The following is a 16185-nucleotide window of genomic DNA, read 5'->3' as shown; positions in this document are numbered from 1 at the left end:
AACACCCGCGTTGACTTCCGTGTCCCCATATTTCCACGGGCCTTTTGTGGCAAGCGGGCTTGTGGTGAGCGGGCTTACTGTGGCGAGCGTGCGGGCTGTGGCGAGCGGGCTTGCCCCGCGTTGGGCTGCGAAGCAGCCCCGGGACAGTCACCGCGTTTCTCCCGATGAATTGAGTCGTCAGGTTTCAGGGCCGCTTCGCGCCCCAACGCGGGGCAAGCCCGCTAGCCACAACCCGCCCGCTCGCCACAGGAAGCCCACTGACTACAGCTAGCCCACCAGCCACTCAATCGGCTTACAGCGCATCCCACTGCGGTGCAAACGGCGGCTGCACAAAGCGTTGGTCTTTGGGCAACCGCGCGATGGCTTGCATATCCTGCTCATCGAGTGTGACGTGCAGCGAATCGAGGTTGGCTTGCTGGCTTTGCGGGCGCTGGGCTTTGGGAATCGCCGCCACGCCTTGTTGGCGTAACCAGGCCAGGGCGACTTGCGCCGCGCTGGCGCCGTGCTTGGCGCCGATCTGTGTGAGTACCGGGTCAGTGGCCGCGCGACCCTGTGCCAACGGCGCATACGCGACCACCGGGATGCGTTTGCCGCGCAGGTAATTGAGCAGGCGGCTCTGGTCGAGGAACGGGTGGTATTCCACCTGTACCGCGGCAATCGGCGTGCCCAGCACATCGATCGCCTCGCGCAGCATCGGCATGTTGAAGTTGCACACACCGATGTGTTTCACGCGGCCACTGTCGCGCAGAGCCAACAAAGCGTTCATCACGCCGGGCAGGTCCATGTCGACAGCCGGCCAATGCACCATGAACAGATCGACGTAGTCCACCGCCAGCTTGCCGAGGCTCAGCTCAAAGGCTTTTTGCAGCGCGGCCGGCGCCAACTGGTCATGCCAGACCTTGGTGGTCAGGAACACCTCGTCGCGGGGGATGCCCGAGTGTCTGATGGCCTGGCCAACGGCGGCTTCGTTGTCGTACAGGGCGGCGGTGTCGATATGCCGGTAACCCAGCGCCAGGGCACTTTCGACCACCGCCCGGCAGTCATCGCCGGGCATACGGAAGGTACCGAAACCCAATTCAGGCAGGTTCATCAGGCATTCGACTCCGCGGTTTTACCTGCCAGCTCGCGCAATACCGTGAGCAGGGAGGTTGTGCCCTTGAGCACCTGATCGTGCTCGAAACAGATCCAGCCTTCGTTGAAACCATCGACCATGCGCATGCGCGGCAGTGGGTTGTGTGCACCTTGGCCACGCAGCAACGGCTCCCAGGTATCGCGCTCAACCACGTCGGCACGCACGTCACGGCCGAGCACTTGTGCCAGCGTCTGGGCGATGTCGTTCGGGCTGACCCATTGGCTTTCCAGTTCGACTACGCGGTGGCCGGCCCAGTCTTGCTGCAACAACTGCGCGGCGAGTGTGCCGATGTCGGCCGTGGCAACCATTGGTATGCGCTTGTCCAGCGGTTGCAGGAAGCTGTGGATCACGCCGGTGTCACGCGCACTGCTGACGTCGTAGGCGGCGTTTTCCATGAACCAGCCCGGGCGCAGGAAGGTTACGGGGATGTCCAGGGCGCTCAGCGCCTGCTCCATCAGCGTGCGCTGGGTCAGCAGGTTGAGCTCTTTGGCCTGCGCGCCGATGGTCGACAGGCACAAGACTCGTTGTGGCGCGGCGGCCTTGAGCGCTTGGCTGACAGCCGCTATCACCACACGCGCTTCAGGAAACCCAGGCTGCGGATCGAAGCCCGGCGGCGGCAGGATGAACACGGCGGTCGCGCCCTTGAACGCTTCGGTCAACGCCTGTGCATCTTCCATCGCGGCGAACGCGATTTCGCAGCCCTGGTCGGCCCAATATGCCGCTTTGCCGGCGTCGCGAATGACGGCGCGAACCGGCAAACCTGCCTTGAGGAGGTTATGCGCCAGGGCGCCGCCGACTTTGCCTGTGATGCCAGTGATTACGTACATGCGCTTTACCCCTGTGGGTTCCAATGTGTGGAGCCCAGCATAAAGTTCGGCCGACGATGACAGAATAGCGATTACGTCACTGCGTTAGTGACGTGCAATCACGAATCGGCCAGGGGTGGCAAACGCCGTTTGACCGGGGTTTTCTTGACAATGGCGGTGTTGGTTTCGGCATAGGCGTTGATCCGGTCCAGCAGGGTGTCGAGGTGGTCCATGGTGCGCACGTGCAGGCGCGCGATAAAGCAGTCTTCACCCGTGACCTTGTCGCACTCGGTGAACTCGGGAATCGCCTGGATCTGACGCTCCACCTCCTGCAATTTGCCGGGCAATGGGCGGATACGCACGATGGCTTGCAGCAAATAGCCGAAGTGTTTGGGGTCGATGTCGACGGTGTAATGGGTCAGCACGCCGCGCTCCTCCAAACGGCGCAGACGTTCGCCCACGCTGGGCGAAGACAGCCCGGTAATACCCGCCAACGCCTTGAGCGACAGGCGCGAGTCGTCCATCAAGGCGGCGATCAGTTGCTGGTCGATAGAGTCAATCATGCGGCCTGCCTAATTAAAAAAGGTAATCGAGGGTTTTTGCCTACTTTAGTCGCTGGAGGCGCTGACCGGCAGATTGCCATAATTGAGCCTCACTTGAGGAGCGCCATCGTGGACACATCTATTCGTCGCGGGTCGTGGGAAATGGTCGCCGCCATGCTGATTTCGGGCACCATCGGTTGGTTTGTGCTGGTGTCTGGCGTGTCGGTGATCGAAGTGGTGTTCTGGCGCTGCGTGATTGGCGCACTGACGCTGTTGCTGGTGTGTGCGTGGCTGGGTTACTTGCGGCGAGACCTGCTGACCCGGGCCAAGCTCGGCCTGGCGATGCTCAGCGGTGTGGCCATCGTTGGCAACTGGTTGCTGTTGTTCGAATCCTATTCACGTGCATCGATTGCCATCAGCACGGCGGTGTACAACGTGCAGCCGTTCATGTTGGTGATGCTGGCGGCGCTGTTGCTGGGTGAGAAGATCACCGTACAGAAGCTCGCCTGGTTGAGCGTGGCGTTCCTCGGCATGTTGGCGATTGTCACCGCCCATGGCGAACAGCAAAGCGCTGGCGGGGATTATCTGACCGGTATTGCCCTGGCGTTGGGCGCAGCGTTTTTGTACGCGATTGCCGCGTTGATCATCAAGCGCTTGAAGGACGTTCCGCCCCACTTGATGGCGTTGATCCAGGTGATCACCGGCGCACTTTTGCTGGCGCCGTTGGTGCCCTGGCACAGCTTGCCTGCCGCGACCCAGGCCTGGGCTGCGCTGGTCACGCTGGGCATGGTGCACACCGGTTTGATGTATGTGTTGCTGTACGGGGCGATCCAGAAACTGCCGACCGCCATTACCGGGGCGCTGTCGTTCATCTACCCGATTGCGGCGATCTTCGTCGATTGGTTCGCCTTTGGGCATCGCCTGGGTTGGCTGCAATGGCTGGGGGTCGTTGCGATTCTGCTGGCGGCAGCGGGGTTGCAGCGGGGCTGGTGGTGGCCCCGCTCCCCAAGGGTTAGTGCGTGCCCTGAAAGATGATGTTTTCCGGGTTGAAATGGCCCACGCCGCTGCCCGGCTGCGGCAAGCCAAGGATATGGCCCTTGATCTTGCCCACCACGTGCATCTCGCACGGTTTGCAGTCGAACTTCAGGGTCAGCACTTCATCACCGTGGATCAGTTGCATTGGCGCCACTTTGGTCTTCACCCCCGTCACGCCCTTGGCCTGTTTAGGGCACAGGTTGAACGAGAACCGCAGGCAGTGCTTGGTGATCATCACCGGCACTTCGCCAGTTTCTTCGTGGGCTTCAAAGGCGGCGTCGATCAGCTTCACGCCGTGACGGTGGTAGAAGTCCCGGGCTTTCTGGTTGTAGACGTTGGCCAGGAACGACAGGTGCGCTTCCGGGTACACCGGCGGCGGCGACGTCTCAGCCTTGCGTGCCCCCCGTGGGTGAGCGGCAACGCGGGCGGCGGTCAGCGCCTCGATCACCTCACGGCGCAAGGCCTTGAGCTGCGAGTTGGGGATGAAGAATGCCTGCGGCGCATCCAGCTCGATGTGCGTGGCGTGGTACTCGGTGGTGCCGAGTTGGCCAAGCAGGTCGCGCAGGGTGTCGAGCGCCTGTTCCGGCTTGTTGGCCACGCCGAACGGGCCGGGCAGGGTGACGCTGGCGCTGATGCCTTCTTCGCTGGTCGCGGTCACGTCCAACTGGTCTTCACGCAGGCGCGCGACCCACTGCAGGCCAATACGGCGCTCGGCCGAAGTCTTGAGCAGGGCTTGTTGCCAGTTGTGGTCGAGGTTGCGGTTCAGCGGATGGTTGGGGCGCAACGGGTGCAGGCCGGCCGGCATTTCATTTGGCTCGACGCGGTAGCGGTAGCGTTTCTCACCGTCTTCTTCGAACTCGCCTTTGGGTTCGGCGATGTTGGCGCGAAAACCCACGACTTCGCGCTTGATCAGCACATTCAGGCCGTCGCCGTTGGAGAGCGGCTCATGGGTGACTACCTGCAAGTCACGCTTGCCGGCTTTTTCCACCACACCCACCGGCAGGCCGGTGAAGGTGGGCGTGTCGAAGGCACCGATGTCGATCTTGCGGTCGGTGACGAAGTAGTCGGTGCTGCCCCGGTGGAAGGTTTTTTCCGGGTCGGGCAGGAAGAAATGCGCAGTACGGCCGCTGGAAGCGCGCGCCAGGTCAGGGCGGTCTTCGAGGACGTCGTCGAGGCGTTGGCGGTAATAGGCGGTGATGTTTTTCACATACCCCATGTCCTTGTAGCGGCCTTCGATCTTGAACGAACGCACACCGGCTTCAACCAAGGCGCGGATGTTGGCGCTCTGGTTGTTGTCTTTCATCGACAGCAGGTGTTTTTCAAAGGCCACCACGCGGCCCTGGTCATCTTTCAAGGTGTACGGCAGGCGGCAGGCCTGGGAGCAATCGCCACGGTTGGCGCTGCGGCCATTTTGCGCGTGGGAGATATTGCATTGCCCGGAGAACGCCACGCACAGGGCGCCGTGGATGAAGAACTCGATGGCGGCATCGGTTTCATCGGCGATTGCGCGGATTTCCTGCAGGTTCAGCTCGCGGGCCAACACCAACTGCGAGAAACCGGCCTGATCGAGAAACTTGGCGCGGCCCAGGGTGCGGATGTCGGTCTGGGTGCTGGCGTGCAGCTCGATGGGCGGAATATCCAGCTCCATCACGCCCAGGTCTTGCACGATCAGCGCATCGACGCCGGCGTCGTACAGCTGATGGATCAGCTTGCGCGCGGGTTCCAGTTCGTTGTCGTGCAGGATGGTGTTGATGGTGGTGAATACGCGGGCGTGGTAACGGCGGGCGAATTCGACCAGTTGAGCGATGTCGCTCACCTCGTTACACGCGTTGTGGCGTGCGCCGAAGCTTGGTCCACCAATGTAGATGGCGTCGGCGCCATGCAAGATAGCCTCGCGCGCGATGGCGACATCGCGGGCCGGGCTGAGCAATTCCAGGTGATGCTTGGGCAAGGACATAGTTTTTTTAGTCAGGCTTGTCACGGTTGAGGCGGGCATTGTAGCTGTGAAATGCCGGGTGGGCACCTACCGCAGGGCTGTCTGGGCGAATGGGGGGAGGTGGATTGGGGGCATATCCGTTGCTGCGGTCACGGCCACTTAGGGTTCCGCTCTTACAGCGGGTCACTTTTGGCAAACGCCCCAAAAGTAACCAAAAGGTCTTTGCCCCACCACTCGGTGCCTCGCTTGGGCTCGGTGTGCCCTCACGCAGGCTTGAATCCGTGGGCCGCCGTGACGGGCCATCCATGGCCCAACACGGCTAACCCGGCGTCCTGCCGGGTTACCCACGGATTCAAACCTGCGTTCGGCCAGCGTGGTTGACGGGGCCTGTCAGATCAAAGTCAAAAGCAAGATCAAAAGCAGAGCACGGCGGCCTGGTAGCCGACCTGAGTGGTTGAAGCAAAAGCGGATCAACAGCACAGCGACGCGCTTCTATCTGATGCACTGCGATCCAAATGTGGGAGCGGGCTTGCTCGCGAATGCGGTGTGTCAGCTACACATGAGCTGACTGACCCAACGCCTTCGCGAGCAAGCCCGCTCCCACAGTTTGACCGAGTACAGACCGCCATCACTGCACTGCTTGGCTTTTCTGTGGTAGCTGGCTTGCCTGCGATGCAGACACCTCGGTCTATCTGACGCTATCGCGCCAACCCTTGATGGGTATTGCCAGCGATAACTCAGGCCTTGGCCGCCATCGCGGTGACTTCCACGCGCATGCCTTCAACGGCCAGTGCGGCCACGCCTACGGCGGCGCGAACTGGCCACGGCTTGGCGAAAAAGCGTTTGTAGACCTCATTGAACGCGGCGCGATCAGCCATGTCGGTGAGGTAGATGGTCAGGTGCATCACTCGGTCCATGGAACTGCCGGCTTTTTCCAGCGCGACTTTCAGCGCTTGCAGGGTGCATTCGCTTTGCTGGGTGACGTCGCCGAGTTCGAGGCTGCCATCGGCGCGGGTCGGGATCTGGGTGGAGACCAGGATGCCGTTGAAGCCGACGACGTCGGAGGAAATCGAGTCGGCATCCGGATCGGGGGTGTAGCTCAGGTCGTGGTTGGCCATGGGCGCCTCTGGTTGGCTGTAGCAGAAGGCGCACATGGTCCCCGAAAATCACGGCAGGGGCAAACCGAGGGTTACGCCCAGCGGCGGAACAGCACGCTGGCATTCACGCCACCAAAACCGAAGCCATTGGACAGCGCATATTCAATCGGCATGTGCCGCGCTTCACCGCGCACCATGTCCAGGCCATCGGCCAGCGCGTCCGGGTTGTCCAGGTTCAGCGTCACCGGGGCGACCTGGTCGCGCAGGGCGAGCACGCTGAAGATCGCTTCGATGCCGCCTGCAGCGCCCAATAAGTGGCCGGTAGCAGATTTGGTTGAGCTGATGGCCGGGCCGCCCTCGGCGCCGAACACGGTCTTGATGGCTGCCAGTTCGCCTTTGTCACCCACCGGCGTCGAGGTTGCATGGGCGTTCAAGTACTGCACCTGGGCTGCCTCGATGCCTGCCTGACGCAGTGCCTGAGTCATCGCCCGCCGCGCGCCATCACCGTCTTCCGGCCCGGCCGTCATGTGGTAGGCATCGGCACTGGTGCCATAACCCACCAGTTCGGCGATGGGCTGCGCGCCGCGTGCCAGGGCATGCTCCAGTTCTTCGATGACCAGGATGCCGGCCCCTTCGCCCATCACGAAGCCGTCACGTGCCTGATCGAAAGGCCGCGACGCCCGTTCTGGCGTGTCATTGAAGTCGCTGGATAACGCCCGCGCCGCCGCAAAACCGGCCAGGCTGACCCGGTGAATCGCCGCTTCCGCACCGCCACACACCGCCACATCGATTTCCCCGGCACGGATCATCCGCGCCGCGTCCCCAATCGCTTGCACACCGGCTGCGCAGGCGGTTACCGGCGCGCCCAGCGGGCCTTTCAAACCATAGTTGATCGACACATGCCCGGCCGCCATGTTGCTCAGAAAGGACGGAATGGTGAAGGGCGACAAACGTCGCGGGCCTTTGCTGTCGGTGGTGCGCACGGCATCGGCAATCGCCGGAAAACCGCCGACGCCAGAGGCAATGATGGTCGCCGTGCGTTCCTGTGCCTGCGGCGTTTGAGGCGCCCAGCCGGCTTGCTTGAGGGCTTCATCGGCTGCCGCCAGGGCGAACAGGATAAAGCGGTCCATCTTGCGCTGTTCCTTGGCGGCCAGCAGCCGATCAGGGTCAAACCCGGCCTCAGGGTCTTGCAGCACGCTTTGCACCTGGCCACCGATGCTGATGGCGAGGTCACCGATCAATTCCTCAGGCAGACGGCGTATGCCCGACTGCCCGTTCAACAGGCGTTGCCAGGTGGATTCCACGCTGGCGCCCAGCGGCGTCAGTGCGCCCATGCCTGTCACGACGATACGTTTACTCATGATCAATTGACTCCGGTTGCGTTGAGGGTACAGACCCTATGGACGTCACTATCATGATGAAAGTAACATGGCGTCACACAACTTTGTACCGGCACCTGGGAACCCTTATGCAACGCAAGTCTCTTGTCAGCGACGAATGCCCGATCGCCCGCAGCCTTGAACGGATAGGGGAGTGGTGGAGCATGTTGATCATGCGCGATGCATTGCATGGCTTGCGTCGCTTCGATGAGTTTTCACGCAGCCTGGGCATCGCGCCGAACATGTTGACGCGCCGCTTGAATGGCCTGGTGGACGCCGGGATGCTTGAGCGCCGCGCCTACAGCGAGCGGCCGCCACGGTATGAATACGTGCCGACGGCCAAGGGCGAGGATTTGCGCATGGTGCTAATGGCACTGGTGGCGTGGGGCAATCGGCATTTTGCCGAAGAGGGCGCCAGTGTCGAGGTGGTTGAGCGCGAGACGGGCCAGCCGGTGCAACCGATGATGGTGACGGCCCAAGGCACACTCGTGCCGTTGGATGCGTGCGTGGTGCAGGCCGGTCCAGCCGCCAGCGCAGGCATGCGCCAACGGTTGGAGCCTGGGGTGGTTACAGCAGAGTGAACGGGTAGTCGACGATCACCCGCAGCTCGTTCAATTTGCCGTCGCGCTGATCCGCGTTTGACGAAACCATCGCATCGCGCACGCGCAGCGACAGGTTCTTCGCCGGGCCGCTTTGCAGCACGTATTTGGCCTCGACATCCGTCTCGTGGTGGTCGCCATCGGCACCGTAGTCGCCGACGTAGGCGCTGTTGGCCGGCGTGTGCGTGCCGTTGATGTCGGAGCCGTTGACGTAGCGGGTCATGAAGCTCAAGCCCGGCACGCCGTAGCCGGCCATGTTCAGGTCATAACGAACGCCCCAGGACTGCTCGCCCGGGCCGTTGAAGTCGCCCCACTGAATCGAGTTGGCCAGGAATACCGAATCGCCGCCTTCACCCGCGCCGTTGTTGCCGGTGCCGATGTAGTCGAACGGCGTGTCGCCGTGCACCTTCTGGAACGACAGCGTCAGCGTGTGGGCCGCCAGGAACGAGTAGGCCGCCGCCACCGAATACGTGGTGTTGTTGATTGCCCCGGCCTTGGCGCTGCCGGTGTCGAGCGTGCGGTACAGGTTGGCGTCCAGCGCCAGCGACTGGTCATGGCCCAACGGCAACACGTAGTTGAGGTTGGTGTAGTACTGGCGCCAGATATCTTCCAGCTCACCGGCGTACAGGGTTGCGCTCAGCGATGGCGTAAAGGTGTATTTGCCGCCGACGAAGCTCGCACTGTTGGCCGCGACGTTGGCGTAGGTGGCATAGATATCGTGGTCATGGTTGCTGGTCATGCCGCTGTTGGTGCTGGTGAAATGCCCGGCTTCGAGGTCCAGCCCGGCGATTTCGCTGCTGGTCAGGTCAAACCCGGTGGCGGTCTGCGGCAGAATTCGCGTGCCGCCGGTAGCAAAGACCGGCGCCGTGGGTTGCATGTCACCGAACTTCAGTTGGGTTTTGGAGACCTTGATTTTCACCGCGGCGCCAACCGAGCCATAGCCATTTTCCGGGTCGCCATGACGGTCGGTTGGCAGGTCACCGGTGCCAGCATCCGCGTGGGTGGCGTCGAGTTTCATCGCGCCATAGGCGTAGGCGTCCACGCCAAAACCAATCGTGCCTTGGGTAAAGCCCGAGGCGTAGTTGAGCATTGCGCCTTGGTCCCAGTCGCGGTTGTCTGCCTTGCCACTTTGGCGGTCGCGGTCGAAATAATAGTTGCGCAACAGGCCCGTGATGCTGCTGCCGTCAATAAAACCCTTGGAATCGGCCTGGTCGGTGACGGACTCGGCAAAGGCCACTTGGCTGACACTCGCGCACACTGCCAGTGTGAGCAGGCTGCACTGTCTAATCATGGGTTTGATCATGGTGTTTACTTCCCCGGAATAAATAACGCGCGCGCAGAAACATCGCAATTTTTAGGACGCATACAGTGTTATGGGCAGATGTTTTCAGGTGAGCGTAGTGACGTTTTTTATTGTGCTCGGCGTGGTTGCCGAAGCCGATTTTTATCATATTTTTCGCGGCCTGCAGCGGCGTGGCGGATTAAACTCGATTAATTAAACTTCACGTCTTTTAATCACCAGCGGGTGTAGCGTTAATAGGGTCTTAGCCGCTCTGCTTCGACAAAAACCTTTGGTTTGCCGCCGCAGGCTCTGCGGCGGATTTTTTAATGCTTAGTTATCTAAAAGTTTATGTACGCCGCCGCCGTTCAGTGGTGGCTATATGATTGCGCTTGATTCAAATTCGCCCATGTAACAAGACTGTTGCACTTGCCCTCTAATAATCCTTCTCCCATGCCAGATCAGGAGACAGGCCATGCAAGTCAATCAGCTTCGTCAGGTTGATAGCACCCCCAACGCGGGCGACAACCCCAACTGGAATAAAGCGGTGTCGAAAGCGCTAGGCAATCAGCCCGACGACAACAGTCTGGGCCCCGATACAAAGCGGCCCCAAGGTGACTTTCGCACTGCGCAGCAGATCATCGACGACAACCCGCTGCTCAAGAATCTCGGCAACCAGAGTGGCGTGAAAGACACATTGCGCGAACGCGTTGGCGACTTTGAGCATGATCCGGACGCCGCTTACCGCGCGAGCCGGGTGCTGGAGCACATCGAAAAACTCGACGAAAACGGCAAGCCTGCCGTCAAGCGGCCAGAACTCAATGAGGCCGGCAACGGCAAGGTCGACGGCTTTACCAAAGGCGGTGACGCCCGCCACGGCACTGAAGCCGGGCGCCTGCAGGATTTCGGCAAGTACGGCTGGGAGACCCTCAAAGGCGAGCTGCCGCATAGCCCACCCAGCACGCCGCCCAAGGGCGATGCGCCGTCCAACCATCTGCCGTTGCCGGGTGAAGGCCGGCCGATGGGCGACAACCGCAGTGCCGAGCAAATCATTGAAGACAACCCGTTGCTGAAAAACCTCGGCAACCAGAGCGGGGTCAAGGACGCTCTGCGCGAACGTGTCGGCGACGTTGAACACGACGCCGACGCGGCCTGGCGTGCCGCGCAGGTGCTCAACTATGTCGAGAACTACGACGAGACAGGCAAGCACATCGACGCCGGCAACGTGGGCAATGGCCGCATCGACGGCTTCACCAAGGATGGCGAAGCACGCCACGGCACGGAAGCGGGGCGCCTGCAGGACTTCGGCAAATACGGCTACGACAACCTCAAGGGCCTGGACGGCAACAGCGCGGATGACCAGATCAAGGACTTGAATGCCAAGGCCACCGAAGACGCCGTCAAGGCGGCCGGTGGTGACGCCTCCAAAGTAGGGGCTGACTATTTCGTCACAGGTAACAGCAGCGCCAGCGGTGCGGACAAGACCGCAGCGATCATCCAGCTGTCCACGGGCCTGGCCAACTACAAGGCGGGTGCCGATGCGTTTGCGCACCAGGGGCCGGATGCGGCCAATGAGTGGTCCGGCGACGGCCCCTCACCGGGCCAGCAACGCGAAGACTTTATCAAGGATGTGCAAGGGCGCATCGACACGCTCAGTAAAGACCCGGACGTGCAGCAGTTCCTCAACACCCAGGGCACCGAACAGCTGCAGAAAATGGTCGCCGCCGACCCAGCCTTGAAAGCCGAGATGGAGCGGCGCCTGGACGCTTCATCGAGTTGCGACGCGCTGCAAAGCGCGTTTGCCGCCAAGGGCGCGAGCACCACCGATGCGCTGTCGAGTTTTATCAAGTACCCGGACTTCTATGCCCAGGCCCTGGGCAAACAGCCGGACTACAAGAAAGCCCTGGAAAACGCCCCGCAAGCCATCAAGGACAAGGTCAACGCCGAGTACGCAGAGATCACCTGCGGCAAGCAGATCAACGACTTGATCGCCAGCGGCGTGCCGGCAGACAAGGCGGTGATTCAGTCCGGTGTGAACAAGGCAATCTTTGACGCCGTACTGGACGACAAGACCGTGCAGGCGGGCAGTTCGAGCTTCAACGACGTCGCCGCCAAGCTGGGGCGCGAAGACCTGCTTAAAGGCCAGTCGATTGACGACTTCTACCGCGGCCTGGGCGTTACCGGCGCCAATGACCCGCGCCTTGAGCAAGTGATCAACGACAACATCGCTGCATTCACGCCACCTGGCGAGGCCCCACCGAAAACCGCCGATATCATCAGTGGCATTCGGGCCGTGGACGACGCCATGCGCGGCGGCGCCAAGTTCGACGATGCGATCAAAAAAGTCCAAAGCACCTGGGGCGGCAAGCTGCCGGCCGGGGTCAGCGCGGCGTACAAGGCCGGGGTGATGCATGGCGTGTCCGGCGTGTTGTTGGCAGGCGCCATCGGCACGCGCATCGCCAGCGGCAAGGGCGGCAGCACCGCGCAAACAGTCGGGCAGTCGTTTCAGGCGGCCGGACTGTTCCTTGAAGGTGGCGCCAAGTTTGTCCAGGACCAGTTCGATCGCACCCAGCAGGGCACGTACAAGTTCGACGCGCCCAAGTACGTGAAGGACGTGGAAAACGTCGGCAAGAGCCTGGGCGGCGTGGCGGGTAACGTACTGGGCTTGGTCACCGGGGCCATTTCCGCGAAAAACTCGGCCCAGAGCGGCGACAAGGTCGGCGCCGGGTTCCAGGGCACCTTCGCGGGGCTTAATGGCCTGTCGGCCGTGGCCGGCATGGTGGAGGTCGCCACCTACGTGGTGCCGCGCATAACCACGGTGGCGGCCGGCGTTGCAGAAGCCGCAGGCGTGATTGGCGGCGCGGCCGGCGCCTTGGCGGGTGCCGTGGGCGGCATCGCGGCGGTCGGTGGCTTGATTTACGCGATCATTGCCGACATCAAGGCCGACAATGCGCGCAAGAAACAGCAGGAAGAGTGGTACACCGGGCTCAAGGATCAGCTTGATGACTTTGGCGTTACGCCGCCGCCATTGGAGGTGATCATTGCGCCCAAAAATGGCTACGTGGACGTGGGTAATCCCAACGCCAACTACTGACCGCGGTCGGCGGCCAGTCGGAACTGGCCGCCGATTGGCTGAGGCTTACTCTTTCACGTCCATGAATTCTTCCGCCCACGCCACGTAGCTTTCCGGCAGCGTGTAGGTATGCGTCAGTTCAGTCGCGCTGAGGTTCGAAGTGCTGCTGGTCAACTTGCGTTGCGCACGCAGGCTGTCGTAAGTCGCCTTGATCGACGCAAAGTAGGCGCCGTGGCCGGCCACCACAATGCGCACACCCAGCGCGGCGAGGCGTTCGCTGTCATTGAGCTGCGGGTTGCCGTAAGTCACCAGCATCAACGGCACGCTGAGGTTTTCTGCGATCTTCTCAAGGTGGTCGAAGTCTTTGACGCCCACCATGCAGATGCCGTCGGCGCCGGCTTTTTCATAAGCTTTGGTGCGGGCGATGACGTCTTCGGTCGGCAACACGCCAGCGTTGGTGCGGGCGACGATAGACAGCTCTGGATCGACCCGCGCTTCAAGCGCGGCCTTGACCTTGCCGATGCCTTCCTCAACCGAAATCAGGTCGGTGGATTTACGCCCGAACTGCGCGGGCAACAACGTGTCTTCAATCGTCAGTGCCGCAACCCCGGCGCGCTCAAGCTCTTCGACGGTGCGCATTACGTTCAGGGCATTGCCGTAACCGTGGTCGGCGTCGGCGATGAACGGCAGTTGGGCCACACGGCCAATGCGGGTGGCCTGCTCGACGAACTCACTCAGTGTGATCAACGCAAAATCGGGTGCCGCGAGGACCTGCAACGATGCGACTGAACCGCCGAGGATACCGACTTCGAAACCCAGGTCGGCGGCGATGCGCGCAGACATGGGGTCAAAGACGGAGGCGGTTTCAACGCAGATGTGTTTGGCAAGCAGTTCACGGAAGTTGCGGCGCAGTGCTGAGTGAGAAATCTTTGGCATGTTCTTTCCTGGCTCTGGTCATCGTCAAGTGACGATCAATGTCTATTCATGGTGGCGCCAGATTACCACGCAGACGAACGCGGGATTATGACGTTTGAGCATGAGATAGATGCCTGACACATGGATCATCGGTTCACGCTTTGGCGATGGACAGGCCTGTCGCACCATTCAGGAGCATAGCCACCCCATCTTGCACAACTGCTGTGCCAACCGAGTGCTTAATCGCGATGGGCGTAATGCCTATAGTTGTTTCAAACCAGCCCAAGACTGAGGTGAACCATGAACAGCGAATTCAAGCCCGACCTGGCCGTTGCTACTCCGCCCGAACAAGTCGATGCCGAGTATTTTGAATACAGCAAGGCAGCCAACCCGATCAGCGCCAACCTGATTACCCGAATTCCCTACCACAGTTTCCCGGCCTCGCTGTATGACAGCGGCCCGTCGCGGGTGGTCGCGCTGGACCTCAGCGCTGCGCTGGGCTGTGAGGGTCCGGCGACCGGGCCCGGGTTGTGTGCCAATTTCATCCGCCTGAACGCCGATGACACCGTGGAGCTGCACCCCAATGCCACCTCCCAAGTGTTTTATGTGATCGCCGGAGAGGGCAGCGTCAGCCAGGGCGAACACCAGATCGAATGGTCGGCCGGTTGTTTTATCGCGCTGCCCGGCTTGCTGGCAGCCCGGTTCCGCGCCTCGCAGGATGCGCGCCTGTACTACGTGCACGATGAGCCGCTGTTGCGCTACCTGGGGGTTACGCGCAGCACCGACCGTTTCGCGCCGACGCTGTATCCGGCCGCACTGGCCAACCTGAAGCTGCGTGAAGCGGCCGATGATCCGCGTGCCCAGGACCGCAGCCGTATCAGCATCCTGCTGGGTAACCGCAACTTTCCACAGACCCGAACCGTCACGCATGTGCTGTGGGCCATGTACGGCATACTGCCGCCCGGCTCGATCCAGAAGCCGCACCGGCACCAATCGATTGCACTGGATTTCATCATCGACTGCCCCACGGGCTGTTACTCGCTGGTGGGCACCGAACTGGACGCCGATGGGCAGATTCGCAACCCGGTACGCGTCGACTGGTCGCCGGGTTTGGCGTTCGTGACCCCGCCGGGGTACTGGCACGCGCACTTCAATGAGTCCGACCAGGAAGCATTCCTGATCCCTATCCAGGATGCTGGCTTGCAAACCTACTTGCGCGCGCTGGATATTCGCTTTAGCTGATGGGGAGAGGTCGTTTCTTTCTGAGTGGTAGAGGCAAACGCACAGCCACACGGCATCGGCTGATGTGATGAGACCTTAATGTGGGAGCGGGCTTGCTCGCGAATGCGGTCGTTCAGTTAACAATGAGCGTGCTGACACACCGCATTCGCGAGCAAGCCCGCTCCCACAATTTGACCGAGTTTAACACCCACCCTTTAGGTCGGCTGGCGGCCCGCTTGGGCACGGACAGCCCTGGCGCTTCCAATCAGGCGTTTCACCCAACTGCTCAACGATGAAGTCGATAAAGCACCTGACCTTGGACGACACGATCTTCTTGGGTGGATAAACGAACCACACAGAAAACGCCTGCTCGGCACCGAGGATGTTCCATTCTGGCAGCCATACCTGTAACGCTCCCGCTTCGATACTGGTAGCCACCAACCAGTCGGGTAACAGGGCAAACCCCAGGCCCTGGCGCGCCGCGATCAGCTGCGCATCGAGATCGTTGATACGGATACAGTCGTGAGGGACCAGCGGCACCACTTCATCAGAAGATGCAAACGCAAAATCATGCTGACTCAGTACCGCCGGCAGGCGGGCCAGCTCGGCCGGCGTTGAAGGGGCAGGGTGCGCAGCGCAAAAGCCCGGGCTGGCCACCAGCAGGTAGTTGCCCGCGCAGATCTTGCGCGCCTTGAGCGTGGAATCAGCCAGCGCGCCAATGCGAATCGCCAGGTCAACGCCGGTATGAATCAGGTTGACTTGGGCGTTATCCAATACCAGTTCCAGCTTGATCTGCGGGTAACGAGCCACAAATGTATTCAACAGGGGAAGGATATGGTGACGGGCAAACGCTGGCGGCAAATTGAGCTTGAGCAGCCCACGAGGCTCCTGGTTCAGCGCCGACGTCGCCGCCTTGGCCTGTTCAAGCTCATCCAGCACCCTGCGCGCATGCAGCAGAAACGTCCGGCCACCCTCGGTCAGGTGCAGCGTGCGCGTCGAGCGGTTGAACAGGGCGATGCCCAAGTCCTGTTCAAGGTCCTTCACGTAGCGAGAAACGGTTGACGCCTTGATGCCGAGCCGCTCGGCGGCGCGCGAGAAGTTGTTGCCTTCGGCAGCTTCGACGAAGGCGGTCAGCGCGGTGAAATAATCCAAGTGTGACCTGCCGGGCTTG

The 16185-nt window shown here is 61.5% G+C and carries 13 protein-coding genes; 4 read left to right on the top strand and 9 right to left on the bottom strand.

What is annotated here, in order from left to right:
• Positions 1 to 292 precede the first annotated feature (292 nt).
• The 3 genes from AACV02_RS14400 to AACV02_RS14390 all read right to left on the bottom strand — a co-directional run bounded on the left by AACV02_RS14400 (position 293) and on the right by AACV02_RS14390 (position 2501).
• Entirely contained in the window at positions 293 to 1090 is a 798-nt protein-coding gene (locus AACV02_RS14400; protein ID WP_119740517.1) for an aldo/keto reductase, read from the bottom strand.
• On the bottom strand, positions 1090 to 1959 hold the full coding sequence (locus AACV02_RS14395) for an NmrA family NAD(P)-binding protein (protein WP_119740515.1): 870 nt from the start codon (positions 1957 to 1959) through the stop codon (positions 1090 to 1092). The genes AACV02_RS14400 and AACV02_RS14395 overlap by 1 nt, the downstream gene beginning before the upstream one ends.
• A gap of 98 nt (positions 1960 to 2057) precedes the next feature.
• Positions 2058 to 2501 carry an Lrp/AsnC family transcriptional regulator gene (locus tag AACV02_RS14390; RefSeq protein ID WP_119740513.1) on the bottom strand — a complete coding sequence of 148 codons (444 nt, stop codon included), beginning with the start codon at positions 2499 to 2501 and terminating at the stop codon, positions 2058 to 2060.
• Between the two features lie 108 nt (positions 2502 to 2609).
• Here AACV02_RS14390 and AACV02_RS14385 point away from each other — a divergent pair, with 108 nt between their 5' ends.
• Entirely contained in the window at positions 2610 to 3515 is a 906-nt protein-coding gene (locus AACV02_RS14385) for a DMT family transporter (protein WP_119740511.1), read from the top strand.
• Here AACV02_RS14385 and AACV02_RS14380 read toward each other — a convergent pair.
• The 3 genes from AACV02_RS14380 to fabF all read right to left on the bottom strand — a co-directional run bounded on the left by AACV02_RS14380 (position 3493) and on the right by fabF (position 7909).
• Entirely contained in the window at positions 3493 to 5472 is a 1980-nt protein-coding gene (locus tag AACV02_RS14380; RefSeq protein ID WP_119740509.1) for a peptidase U32 family protein, read from the bottom strand. The genes AACV02_RS14385 and AACV02_RS14380 overlap by 23 nt on opposite strands.
• 716 nt (positions 5473 to 6188) lie before the next feature.
• Complete coding sequence (locus AACV02_RS14375) at positions 6189 to 6569, bottom strand: RidA family protein (RefSeq protein WP_119740507.1); 381 nt, start codon at positions 6567 to 6569, stop codon at positions 6189 to 6191.
• A 71-nt stretch (positions 6570 to 6640) separates the two neighbouring features.
• On the bottom strand, positions 6641 to 7909 hold the full coding sequence (fabF, locus tag AACV02_RS14370) for a beta-ketoacyl-ACP synthase II (RefSeq protein WP_106580374.1): 1269 nt from the start codon (positions 7907 to 7909) through the stop codon (positions 6641 to 6643).
• A gap of 107 nt (positions 7910 to 8016) precedes the next feature.
• On the opposite strand from fabF, the gene AACV02_RS14365 reads away from it, so the two are divergent.
• Entirely contained in the window at positions 8017 to 8508 is a 492-nt protein-coding gene (locus tag AACV02_RS14365) for a winged helix-turn-helix transcriptional regulator (RefSeq protein WP_119740505.1), read from the top strand.
• Here the strand turns inward: AACV02_RS14365 and AACV02_RS14360 are convergent.
• Complete coding sequence (locus tag AACV02_RS14360; protein WP_119740502.1) at positions 8495 to 9817, bottom strand: OprD family porin; 1323 nt, start codon at positions 9815 to 9817, stop codon at positions 8495 to 8497. The two genes, AACV02_RS14365 and AACV02_RS14360, sit on opposite strands and share 14 nt — an antisense overlap.
• Positions 9818 to 10280: 463 nt before the next feature.
• Between AACV02_RS14360 and AACV02_RS14355 the strand changes: the two genes are divergently transcribed.
• Positions 10281 to 12899 carry a hypothetical protein gene (locus AACV02_RS14355; protein WP_119740500.1) on the top strand — a complete coding sequence of 873 codons (2619 nt, stop codon included), beginning with the start codon at positions 10281 to 10283 and terminating at the stop codon, positions 12897 to 12899.
• A 45-nt stretch (positions 12900 to 12944) separates the two neighbouring features.
• Here the strand turns inward: AACV02_RS14355 and AACV02_RS14350 are convergent, their stop codons facing one another.
• Positions 12945 to 13814, bottom strand: a complete 870-nt coding sequence (locus AACV02_RS14350) for an isocitrate lyase/PEP mutase family protein (RefSeq protein ID WP_106580370.1) — start codon at positions 13812 to 13814, stop codon at positions 12945 to 12947.
• Positions 13815 to 14093: 279 nt separating this feature from the next.
• On the opposite strand from AACV02_RS14350, the gene AACV02_RS14345 reads away from it, so the two are divergent.
• On the top strand, positions 14094 to 15035 hold the full coding sequence (locus AACV02_RS14345; protein WP_119740498.1) for a cupin: 942 nt from the start codon (positions 14094 to 14096) through the stop codon (positions 15033 to 15035).
• A gap of 180 nt (positions 15036 to 15215) precedes the next feature.
• On the opposite strand, the gene AACV02_RS14340 is transcribed toward AACV02_RS14345, so the two are convergent.
• A complete protein-coding gene (locus AACV02_RS14340) occupies positions 15216 to 16166 on the bottom strand; it encodes a LysR family transcriptional regulator (protein WP_119740496.1) in 951 nt (316 codons plus the stop codon).
• Positions 16167 to 16185: the final 19 nt, after the last annotated feature.

Source organism: Pseudomonas sp. Larv2_ips (assembly GCF_963879675.1).
GTDB lineage: Bacteria > Pseudomonadota > Gammaproteobacteria > Pseudomonadales > Pseudomonadaceae > Aquipseudomonas.
This window is presented reverse-complemented; position numbering and strand designations above follow the sequence as displayed.

Excerpts from the sequence above, each read along its gene's own strand:
- AACV02_RS14400 (WP_119740517.1), bottom strand. The coding sequence starts at position 1,090 with ATGAACCTGCCTGAATTGGGTTTCGGTACCTTCCGTATGCCCGGCGAT.
- AACV02_RS14395 (WP_119740515.1), bottom strand. The coding sequence starts at position 1,959 with ATGTACGTAATCACTGGCATCACAGGCAAAGTCGGCGGCGCCCTGGCG.
- AACV02_RS14390 (WP_119740513.1), bottom strand. The coding sequence starts at position 2,501 with ATGATTGACTCTATCGACCAGCAACTGATCGCCGCCTTGATGGACGAC.
- AACV02_RS14380 (WP_119740509.1), bottom strand. The coding sequence starts at position 5,472 with ATGTCCTTGCCCAAGCATCACCTGGAATTGCTCAGCCCGGCCCGCGAT.
- AACV02_RS14375 (WP_119740507.1), bottom strand. The coding sequence starts at position 6,569 with ATGGCCAACCACGACCTGAGCTACACCCCCGATCCGGATGCCGACTCG.
- fabF (WP_106580374.1), bottom strand. The coding sequence starts at position 7,909 with ATGAGTAAACGTATCGTCGTGACAGGCATGGGCGCACTGACGCCGCTG.
- AACV02_RS14365 (WP_119740505.1), top strand. The coding sequence starts at position 8,017 with ATGCAACGCAAGTCTCTTGTCAGCGACGAATGCCCGATCGCCCGCAGC.
- AACV02_RS14360 (WP_119740502.1), bottom strand. The coding sequence starts at position 9,817 with ATGATTAGACAGTGCAGCCTGCTCACACTGGCAGTGTGCGCGAGTGTC.
- AACV02_RS14355 (WP_119740500.1), top strand. The coding sequence starts at position 10,281 with ATGCAAGTCAATCAGCTTCGTCAGGTTGATAGCACCCCCAACGCGGGC.
- AACV02_RS14350 (WP_106580370.1), bottom strand. The coding sequence starts at position 13,814 with ATGCCAAAGATTTCTCACTCAGCACTGCGCCGCAACTTCCGTGAACTG.
- AACV02_RS14345 (WP_119740498.1), top strand. The coding sequence starts at position 14,094 with ATGAACAGCGAATTCAAGCCCGACCTGGCCGTTGCTACTCCGCCCGAA.